The organism is Shigella sp. FC1967 (genome assembly GCF_001743005.1).
Taxonomy (GTDB): domain Bacteria; phylum Pseudomonadota; class Gammaproteobacteria; order Enterobacterales; family Enterobacteriaceae; genus Proteus.
In genome coordinates this window covers 1-9,487 of sequence record NZ_MIIZ01000377.1, presented here as the reverse complement: position 1 = coordinate 9,487, position 9,487 = coordinate 1, and the positions used below count along the sequence as shown (strand labels likewise).

At 36.8% G+C, this 9,487-nt stretch carries 11 protein-coding genes and 2 pseudogenes; 1 reads left to right on the top strand and 12 read right to left on the bottom strand.

Features of this window, described 5'->3' with window-relative positions:
• Positions 1–170: 170 nt before the first annotated feature.
• The 5 genes and pseudogenes from BHE89_RS03365 to BHE89_RS03345 form a co-directional block, all read right to left on the bottom strand.
• Positions 171–471, bottom strand: a pseudogene (locus BHE89_RS03365) (helix-turn-helix domain-containing protein).
• A pseudogene (locus tag BHE89_RS03360) lies at positions 443–817 on the bottom strand (type II toxin-antitoxin system RelE/ParE family toxin). Before BHE89_RS03360 ends, BHE89_RS03365 begins: the two co-directional pseudogenes overlap by 29 nt.
• A 181-nt stretch (positions 818–998) precedes the next feature.
• Positions 999–4,076, bottom strand: a complete 3,078-nt coding sequence (locus BHE89_RS03355) for a MexW/MexI family multidrug efflux RND transporter permease subunit (RefSeq protein WP_069366969.1) — start codon at positions 4,074–4,076, stop codon at positions 999–1,001.
• Between the two features lie 12 nt (positions 4,077–4,088).
• Positions 4,089–5,192 (bottom strand): efflux RND transporter periplasmic adaptor subunit, encoded by a 1,104-nt coding sequence (locus tag BHE89_RS03350; protein WP_128860302.1) that lies wholly within the window; start codon positions 5,190–5,192, stop codon positions 4,089–4,091.
• Between the two features lie 55 nt (positions 5,193–5,247).
• Positions 5,248–5,664, bottom strand: coding sequence for a DoxX family protein (locus tag BHE89_RS03345; RefSeq protein ID WP_128860301.1), 417 nt, complete (start codon positions 5,662–5,664; stop codon positions 5,248–5,250).
• 104 nt (positions 5,665–5,768) lie between these two features.
• On the opposite strand from BHE89_RS03345, the gene soxR reads away from it, so the two are divergent.
• Positions 5,769–6,218 (top strand): redox-sensitive transcriptional activator SoxR, encoded by a 450-nt coding sequence (gene soxR / locus BHE89_RS03340; RefSeq protein WP_069366966.1) that lies wholly within the window; start codon positions 5,769–5,771, stop codon positions 6,216–6,218.
• 221 nt (positions 6,219–6,439) lie between these two features.
• On the opposite strand, the gene BHE89_RS24830 is transcribed toward soxR, so the two are convergent.
• From BHE89_RS24830 to BHE89_RS24810, 7 genes are all read right to left on the bottom strand, one after another.
• Positions 6,440–6,664, bottom strand: a complete 225-nt coding sequence (locus BHE89_RS24830; RefSeq protein WP_286145854.1) for a hypothetical protein — start codon at positions 6,662–6,664, stop codon at positions 6,440–6,442.
• A gap of 228 nt (positions 6,665–6,892) precedes the next feature.
• On the bottom strand, positions 6,893–7,216 hold the full coding sequence (locus BHE89_RS24825) for a hypothetical protein (protein ID WP_286138939.1): 324 nt from the start codon (positions 7,214–7,216) through the stop codon (positions 6,893–6,895).
• Positions 7,217–7,314: 98 nt separating this feature from the next.
• Complete coding sequence (locus BHE89_RS24820) at positions 7,315–7,659, bottom strand: hypothetical protein (RefSeq protein ID WP_286145853.1); 345 nt, start codon at positions 7,657–7,659, stop codon at positions 7,315–7,317.
• On the bottom strand, positions 7,628–7,891 hold the full coding sequence (locus BHE89_RS24815) for a hypothetical protein (protein ID WP_286145852.1): 264 nt from the start codon (positions 7,889–7,891) through the stop codon (positions 7,628–7,630). The genes BHE89_RS24820 and BHE89_RS24815 overlap by 32 nt, the downstream gene beginning before the upstream one ends.
• The gene (gene sctJ / locus BHE89_RS03320) at positions 7,891–8,613 is read right to left on the bottom strand and encodes a type III secretion system inner membrane ring lipoprotein SctJ (RefSeq protein ID WP_286145851.1); all 723 of its coding nucleotides are present in this window, start codon (positions 8,611–8,613) and stop codon (positions 7,891–7,893) included. The genes BHE89_RS24815 and sctJ overlap by 1 nt, the downstream gene beginning before the upstream one ends.
• Before the next feature lie 24 nt (positions 8,614–8,637).
• Complete coding sequence (sctI, locus tag BHE89_RS03315) at positions 8,638–8,922, bottom strand: type III secretion system inner rod subunit SctI (protein WP_069366963.1); 285 nt, start codon at positions 8,920–8,922, stop codon at positions 8,638–8,640.
• A gap of 23 nt (positions 8,923–8,945) precedes the next feature.
• Entirely contained in the window at positions 8,946–9,080 is a 135-nt protein-coding gene (locus tag BHE89_RS24810) for an EscF/YscF/HrpA family type III secretion system needle major subunit (RefSeq protein WP_286145856.1), read from the bottom strand.
• Positions 9,081–9,487: the final 407 nt, after the last annotated feature.

The window sequence follows — 9,487 nt, the reverse complement described above, 5'->3', positions numbered from 1 at the left end:
AACAAAATTGCTTGAGCTAAGACATAAATTTGCAATAAATAATAATCCCTTTGCTTAATAATGATATTAAAACAAGATAATACGTATTCAAAAAATAAGTATACCCAATCCCCATTGCATTCACAATGGGGGATTGTTTTACCATATTATTCTTTGTTATTTTTCTAAATTTAAAGATGGAAAATACGATCTTCACCAGTAGGTAATTCAATCGTTAAGCTAAGTTTACCGCCTAACGCTTCAACATAGCGTTTTAATGTTGCCAGTTTTAGATCGTTACCTCTTTGCTCTATTTGGGTAATCGCAGGTTGAGAAATTCCTAAATGAGTAGCAAGTTCTTTTTGTGAAATATTTAACTCTTCTCTTAAAATTTGTAGTCCTGTTTCTAGTATCAATTCATCAGCCATTTTTTTTTATACGTTCTTGGCTATCAGGAGAACGTTCAGCGATAGCTTGTTGAAGTGTTTTCATTGTCTTCTCTTATTGATAAAAGATATGAGGTAAATTCTCGATCCGCTATATGGCTCATCGTTTGATAAAATTTCTTATTATTAGTTTTATTGCCTGCACATAGCACAATGGCTTTTCTAGTTGGGTCAAACGCAAAAAATACTCGTATCGGTTTTCCTGTGTGTTGTATCCGGAGCTCTTTCATATTCGGATATTTTGAACCTTTGATGTTATCAGCATATGGTCTTGGTAACCTAGGCCCATAAACCTATAAATTCTGTAAGGCCGCTAAAATGCGTTCTTGTAACTCGTTGTTTTGTTCTAATAACCAAGAATCGAAATTATTTGTAAAGAGTACATTCCACACGGCTCACCTCATATAAGTTATAACTTATTTATAAGGTAATAAGCTACAACTTATATTTCAATACTCGTTAGAGTAGCAAGGTAGTGTTTATTTTTCAAAGTATTCCCATTAATAAATAAAATCCCCATTGCATTCACAATGGGGATTGGTTTTACGACATAACTGTTTTTATTTTTTAGCTTTATTGCTCACTAACTTGCTGTAACTGCTTTTGACGCTCAGTTTGAGCGCTGACTTGATGGTTTCGTGCTAAGAAGCTGTACATTGTGGGTAACACAAACAGCGTAAATAGCGTACCGACTAACATACCTGACACAATAATCAGCCCTAATCCATAGCGGCTATTTGCTCCTGCACCACTGGCAAACAGCAGAGGAATAAGCCCAATAACCATTGCGGCCGTGGTCATTAAAACAGGGCGTAGCCGAATTTTTGCTGCTTCAATAATCGCATCACGACGGTTTAGGTTTTTATGAACTTGCAACTCATTAGCGAACTCCACCATTAAAATACCGTGCTTACTAATAAGTCCTATCAGGGTGACTAAACCAATTTGTGTATAGATATTTAATGTCACCATACCTAAAGCTAATGGTACTAATGCGCCACAAATAGATAATGGTACTGTGATTAAGATAATTAAAGGATCGACCAAGCTTTCATATTGCGCAGCTAACACTAAGTAAATAATGATAAGTGCTGCAATAAACGCAAAGACTAAGGTATTTCCTTCTTGGGTAAATTGGCGAGAATCAGATTGCCAGTCATGGCTAAAGCCGGCTGGTAATGAATCTGCCACATTTTCAAGAAACGCAACGGCTTGTCCCATCGTCACGCCAGGAGCAGGAATAGCTTGGAATATTGCAGCATTTTGTTGATTAAATTGCGTGAGCTTATTCGGTTCAACTTGTGTCGTAATATTGACCACTGTCGATAATGGAATTAACACATTGTCTTGAGTACGAATATAGTGCCCAGCAAGTGCTGCTGGCGTTAAACGTTGATGGCGTACACTTTGTGGGATCACATCATAAGAGCGGCCATCCATACCAAAACGATTGATATAATGTTCACCCACTAAGAGTGAGAGTGATTCACCAATATCTTGCATACGAATACCTAAACTATTGGCTTTCGCTCTGTCTATGGCGATTTGAACAACAGGATTGTTGTAATCTAAATCGCTATCTACCACGACAAACAGACCACTTTCTCTCGCTTGTTGTTTAATGTTTTCCATTGTTTCAAATAAAACGGGATAACCTAATGGGCTACGTAATACCATTTGTACTGGCAATCCACCCACTGATCCAGGTAAAGAGGCTAATTGGAAAGCAAAAATATGGGTACCTTCCACATTATTGACGCGATTTTGTAAATCAGCTTGGATTTGATCTGCATTGCGCTCACGTAAATCCCAACCATCAAAGTTAATACCACCAAAGCTGGCTGAAGGCCCATCAGTACCGTTAATAATCCATGTGCTGTCTGTTTCTGGCAGACTCATATAAATTTCATCAAGCTTTTGATTAAAACGCTCAGCATAGGCAAGATTTGCATGTTGTGGTGCCTTTACGGCGGTTAAAACACTTGCCTGATCTTCTGAAGGTGCCAGCTCTTGTTTTGACTGACTATATAAAAATGGCAAGCTGACAAACACAGCTAAGGCGAAAACAACGGTTAACCAGCGATTAGCTAAAGAGAAATTAAGTACATAACCATAGTAGTGAGCCATTTTATCGAAAACAAACTCGGCCATTTTCGCCATTTTGCCTTCATTTTCTTTTGGCTTTAGCATTAACGAGCTCATTACAGGGGATAAGGTCAATGCCACAATTCCGGATACAATCACACTCCCTGCCAGCGTTATGGCAAATTCTTTAAATAATGCACCTGTTAATCCAGCCATTAAACCAATCGGAGCATAAACCGCGGCTAAAGTAATCGTCATCGCAATAACAGGACCAGCCACTTCTCTCGCACCCACTAAAGCTGCCTGAACAGGCGATAATCCCTCTTCAATATGTCGATGTACGTTTTCAACAACCACTATTGCATCATCCACGACTAATCCAATGGCTAACACCATGGCTAGCAAAGTGAGCAAATTAATACTAAAACCAAATGCCAGCATTAAACCAGCAGCACCTAACATTGATAATGGAATGGCAAGTACAGGAATAAGCACAGAACGGAACGATCCCAAGCAGAGATAAATCACTGCAATCACAATTAAAATCGCTTCAATTAATGTTTGTACGACTTGGTTAATCGATGCCTTGATAAAGCGTGACGTTTCAAAAGCAAGCTCAACATCGACACTGGGCGGTAACGTTTTTTTAATATCAACAAGATGTTGACGAATACCATCAACAATGACTAACGGATTACCTGTTGGTGTCGGAAATAGGCCTAAGAAGACGGCTTTTTTTCCATTCATAATGCCACTGGTTTCAGTGGCAGCAGCACCTAACTCAACAGTACCAATATCACGCAAGCGAACAAGATTATTGCCATCATTAATGATAACCATGTCTTTAAATTCTTCGACATTAGTGAGATCCGTATTGACATAAACGTTGGCAATAACAAACTCACCTTCCACTTTACCAGGTGCCGCTTGATAGTTATTACGACGCACAGCCTCAGCGACATCACTGGCTGTTAAGTTGCGTCCAGCCAGTTTGTCTGCATCTAACCACAAACGCATTGCTAATTGTTGTCCACCAAAAACTTGTACTTTGGCAACGCCATTGATGGATGAAAACATCGGTTCAACAACACGAGAAAGGTAGTCAGTAAGTTCTGGAATAGAAAGCTGTTCACTTGAAAATCCGACATAAGCTACCGCAGTAGATTCGCCAGATGAAAGCTCGATCACGGGATCATAAGCTTGCTCCGGTAACTTATAACGAACTTGATTGACCTTCGCCATTACTTGCGTCAAGGCTTGGGTAGGATCACGGTTTAATTCCATTCTGACGGTGACTAAGCTTTTTCCTTGAACAGAAGAAGAGGAAATATAATCCACACCCTCAACAGAGGAAACGGCTTGTGTGATCGGTTGTGTCACAAATCCTTGCATCAGTTCAGAGGATGCCCCTGGGTAGTCTGTTGCAATCGTAATTGTGGAGTTTTGTAACATTGGGTATTGGCGAATTGGCAGTTTGCTGAATGCAAATGCGCCCAGTAACAAAATGAGTGTGCTAACAACTAATGCCAAAACAGGGCGCCGAACAAAAATATCGGTAAATTTCATGATTAGCTCCCGTTATGGTTTTGTTGTCGCTGATTGAGCCAACGCTAATGTATCTTGCTCAATGGGTTCAATTGAGATGCCATCACTTAATTTAATTTGGCCCGATGAGACAACTTGCTCACCGAGGGCAAGCCCCTCTTTGATCTCAATCATGCCGTTGTAGCGCAATCCAACTTTCACAGAGACACGCTTAGCGATAAGGTTTTTTTGATTGTCAGATTGCGCTACAAACACGGTATCTCCATAGGCAGTATAAGTGACTGCTGTTTCTGGTACGGTTAATACCATCGGACTATCAGGAGAAATAACTTGAACACGAGCAAACATGCCCGCTTTTAATTTATTATCGGTATTCGGTAAAACTGCTTGTACTTGCACAGTACGTGATGAGCCAATAAGAGGATCAATCGCATTTACTGAACCCGTAAAAACAATATCAGGGTAAGCATCGACTTCGATACTGATGGGCTGTTTGGTTGAAATTTTTGGTGCAGCTTGCTCATCAAGTGAAAAATTGAGTTTTAAATGGCTTGCATCGACAAGGGAAGCGACACGTTCACCCGCATTTAAATATTGGCCTTCATGAACAAGTTTTATCCCAACGATACCGTCAAAGGGCGCTTTAATTGCTTTTTGTGCAATTCGCGCTTTCACTTCACGAATGGAGGCGACAATCATATCTCGTTCAGATAACGTGCTATCTAATTGCGCGGTTGCCACCATATTTTTACTATAAAGTTGCCTTGTTCGAGAATAGAGTTTTTCTGCGTTAGTTAATTGTGCTTGTAAACGTAGTAATTCGGCTTGTTCAGGTTCATCATTTAATTTAGCTAAAACTTGACCTGCTTTAACCGTTTGTCCTGACTCAAAATTAATGACAGCAATTCGACCATGGGTTTCAGCAGCTAAATAAATTTGGCGTGCGGCTTCTAATTCACCCACTCCTTGCATATTGTTTGGTAATTTTGATGATTGTACGGTTGCTAACGCCACTTTAGTGGGAGGATAAGCAAATTGTTGTGATGCATCTTCATCAGAGGATGTTGTTGCATAAACCGCCGCACCTGCACTGAGTAAAAAGAGTGAGGCACATACAGTAAGAGTAAGTTTTTTTATTCATATTATTGTTGATCCCATAATGAAGGTTTTATATTTCTTATTATTTTATGCGTTAGTTTTTTTTCCATAACGCTCTGAAATGACTAGCCATTGCCGTTGTCACAAGTCCCCCAATCACAGAGGTATGCTCTATAGCAAAATACATGGACAGCATCGCCTTATCTCCCGTCATATTCCAAAACGTATGTACAATCACAATGGTTAAAAATAAGAAAGTGGCTAATGCGCCAGCACCTAACCATAGATAGCGATCAAAAAGCACTAAAAGCGAACCACAAAGTAAAACGATCGCGCTGGCAATATTAAAAAACCAATCAGGGGTTAACCCTGCTGCACGCATCTCTGCCAAACTATTTTCATAATCAAATATCTTGGCAAACCCAGACGATAGAAATAACAATAGAATTAGCACTCTTGCGATAATCCATAATGCTTGGCTTTCAAGAATACGTGCAATTGCGTTAGGCATGTATCTGTCCTCGATAAACTTAAAAATCAGGCAATTTGCTGACTTGACTTTGCATTGTGGCAAGACTATAAAACCTCAAGTTAAGTTGAGGTCAAGAGGCAAAAATGAAAAAAGAAAAAATAGATTTTAATAGAGCACTCACCGTCGGTGAGGTAGCAAAACGAAGTGGTGTTGCGATATCAACATTGCATTTTTATGAAGAAAAAGGATTGATAGAAAGCTATCGAAGTGCAGGTAATCAGCGCCGTTACCCTCCAGTTGTATTACGTTATGTGGCAATTATAAAAGCGGCGCAAAGTACAGGTATTCCGTTAAAAGAAATTCAGGAAATACTCGGAAAATATCCACCAAATAGTAAATTAACCGCAGAACAATGGCACGAAATATCAACGGATTGGAAAGTGCGGTTAGATGAAAGAATTCGTCGTCTTAAACGACTACGTAACGGCCTTGACCACTGTATTGGTTGTGGTTGCTTATCGTTAAGTGATTGTCCATTACGTAATCCGGATGATATTTTAGGTGAGAAAGGTGTGGGCGCTCAGATCCTATAATTAACCTTAAAATGAAAGCGAAGTACTATCAGGTTTAAAAAATCCCTCGTAGTCTTCTTGGTTATCGTCCATACCTAATAAATCGAGAGTAAATTGATGATAAAAACCTTGATAAGAAAGAAGAGAAATTAACGCCTGATTAATAATATCTTTATTATCGCTATTTTCTAATTCACTCGCTTGGCGTGCATAGATTAATAGTGCAACTTGGCGTTTTTCTTTTAAGGTTTGGTTGTTTTCATTTTTGACATCAAAATTTGTTCAATAAACGTCAATACATCTTTGACACTATTGATGCTGGATCCTTTTAAAGATTGATAAAAAGAAGAATTCAATGTAGCCATTAAAGGATCTGGTTTTTTATTGTCGATCGGTTCAGGTGTAGATAAAGAGGGTTGTGAGCCATATAACACTTGTGATTCTAACGTATTAATCTTCATCATCATTATTATTCTCACTAGTGGTGTTACGTTGAGGAGGAGTATTATCGAATACATCGAATGTATTAATATATTTCAGTAAAATGTCTTTAATGTTTTGAGTAAAAACAGGTTGGTAAGATTCGGTATAGGGACGATGGAATTGTGCCTTAAGATCATCAATTAATAGAGAAGGCTCAAAAAAAGTAATTTGATCATCAGCATGAATAGCAATCGTTTTATGCTCATGAGAGATTAATTCGATATTAAGATTATTGAGTTTATTCTCAAGATAATGGCGTAATGTTGTTGGAATATTGAGCGTAATTTTTTTTCTGAAGGTATTGCTGAAATTAAACGGTGTATAATTTCAGTTTGGATCTCAGGTGAATTAAAAAATTGCGCAATAGTTGTTGTTAATTGCTCTCTTTGCTGAAACTCATAATGTGCCAGTTTCTCTTGATATTGAATGGCAAAATTTAATATATCTCCTAATAATACCTGCAACCCTTTACTATAAGCTTGATTTGAGATCTCTTTATTATGCTTATCCAGTTTATGATTAAAATCTTGAATCATTTTCTTTGCTGCATGCTTAGAGGCTAATTCTGTTTTATAAATATTATCGAGCTGCCGAACATAGCGCGCACGTATTAATATCCCTTCACAAGTGTATGTTAAAAGATCTTTAGACAGAGAGCGCAGCATAATCTAGTACCAAAATAAAGAGTGAACGAGATAAAAAAAAGTGATTGAGGGAGTTCTATCGATGAAGATTGTGGTGCAAAAAGTAATGTAAAGCGCTGAGCAAGCGCCATCGAAATTGAACTAATAAAATCAAACAATAATTGATAGCCAATATTTATTGGGGCGATATTTTCCAGTGAAGTCGTTATCTTTTTATCTATATTTAACACAGGATAAAGAGATAAAAACCCTTTTAATTGTGGTTCTAATTGATAGTAATTACCAGATAATAAAAGCGTTTCTCTAGAGTACAAATAGCCTAAAAAAAAGAGCACAACGTGGAAGTAAAGTCCAATAAGTAAAAATTTTCTCTACAATAATATCGATGTCACAATCTAGTTGATTAATAAGTTGGTATTGCTGAATTAATTGGCGATTAGTTAATTTCTGCCAGATTATATCTTCTTTATTTGATGCCAATACCTTGTAATCTGCATGAAGATAGCTAAGTGGCTCATACATTACACTGGATATCATGTCGAATTGATCAGAAGTTAGATTTGTCATCATTTTCTTCCTTCTGTATTTTTTTTACGTCGGAATATTATTAATGACACCGTAATGATAGAGGTGATAACCATTAATAATAAACCTAAAAATAACCAAGAGCTGAAAAATGAATCAGAGCTATTTTGATAAAGTTGATTATTTATCATATTGAATTTATTGATATTTCGTGGGTATAACAAAACGGTAATATTATCCTCATCCATATCGTTAAAGGCATTATGAATAAAAGCACGAACATCATCACTTAATTGCTCATTATCAATCATCCCCTCTTCATAAAAAACCAATGCTGAAGCATGAGGTGCCGGAATAATTCGTTCAATAGGAGAAATGGGATAGCTGACATGAACTCTAGCATCAATAATATGGTCAATAGTGAGTAATGATTGCTCTAATCGTTGCTCAATAGCAGAAATTAAACGTGCTTTTTCGGCTTGAGGCGATGATACCAATGCATCTGATGGAAATAGCTGAGTCACTTCAATTCGAGATAATGTGGGTAATTGATATTCCTCTAAAATTTGAATGGCAATACCCATATCTTCTTTTTTAACAGAAATATCAAATAACCCTTTTCCTAGTGCTTTACGAGTACTCGTTATTTGGTGCTTTTGTAAAACAGCTTGAATTTCTGTTGCCTGTCTTTGATCCAAATTAGTGAGTAGCGATTGATCTTTACAGCCACTTAATAGTGGAAATAGACAACATAATAATGCCAATAACAAAATATCGTATTTTCATTACTATTGAGCCTTGAGTAATGTTTCAACAATATTCAATGATTTTCTGGCTAAAGTACTTGCTAGATTCATTGTAATTGTATAATCATTTAGTGTGGTTTGTAACTCGGTATAACTTTGAACATCACTTAATTTATTTAATGTCGCTAGCTTTTTTTGGATCTGTTTTTCATACTGAAAACCACTTGTCACCGTATTAATCATTATTGAAGATAAATTATCATCACTATCACTATTAGCGTTTGATTGTGTTGATAAATGCACAGGAATAACAGGGGTAATAGACATATATCATCTCCATTAAATAAAAATCAACGCATATTCCCGATAATACTCATTGCTAAGTCTTTCACTACTTTAATCGATGTTGATTGTGCATTACGCGTAATATTATATTCAGCGAGTTTCGCTTGATAATCCGCTAATGCTGCGGCATTTTGATGTATCTGCTTTTTAATGCATCTAATGCAATTTTTTAATGTTTCACTTTTGTTTTTTTTACAGGTTCTTGAAAATAGTCATTGAATCTATCAATAGTACTGACATCATCGGCAACAGGATAGGCTGGCATAATAATTCTTCCTCTAATTACAATTCTAATTTACTGCTTATATCACTATTAGCCTTGAGGGAAATAGCGATGTTGATCATCTAGAAAAATATATCCACGATCTTCTTGTAAAATCGCTTTATTTTTTCAACATTGGATTGCTTATATTTTCACGGTAAAAGATAAATTTTCTCCCAAAAATAGCCGTTTGTTTTTTTTGATATAAGTATTTAAAGTTTTTTTCTTTTATTTGCTTGCACTTTAGTTTCATTATTAAAGATAAAAAGTTTAAACGATTATTTT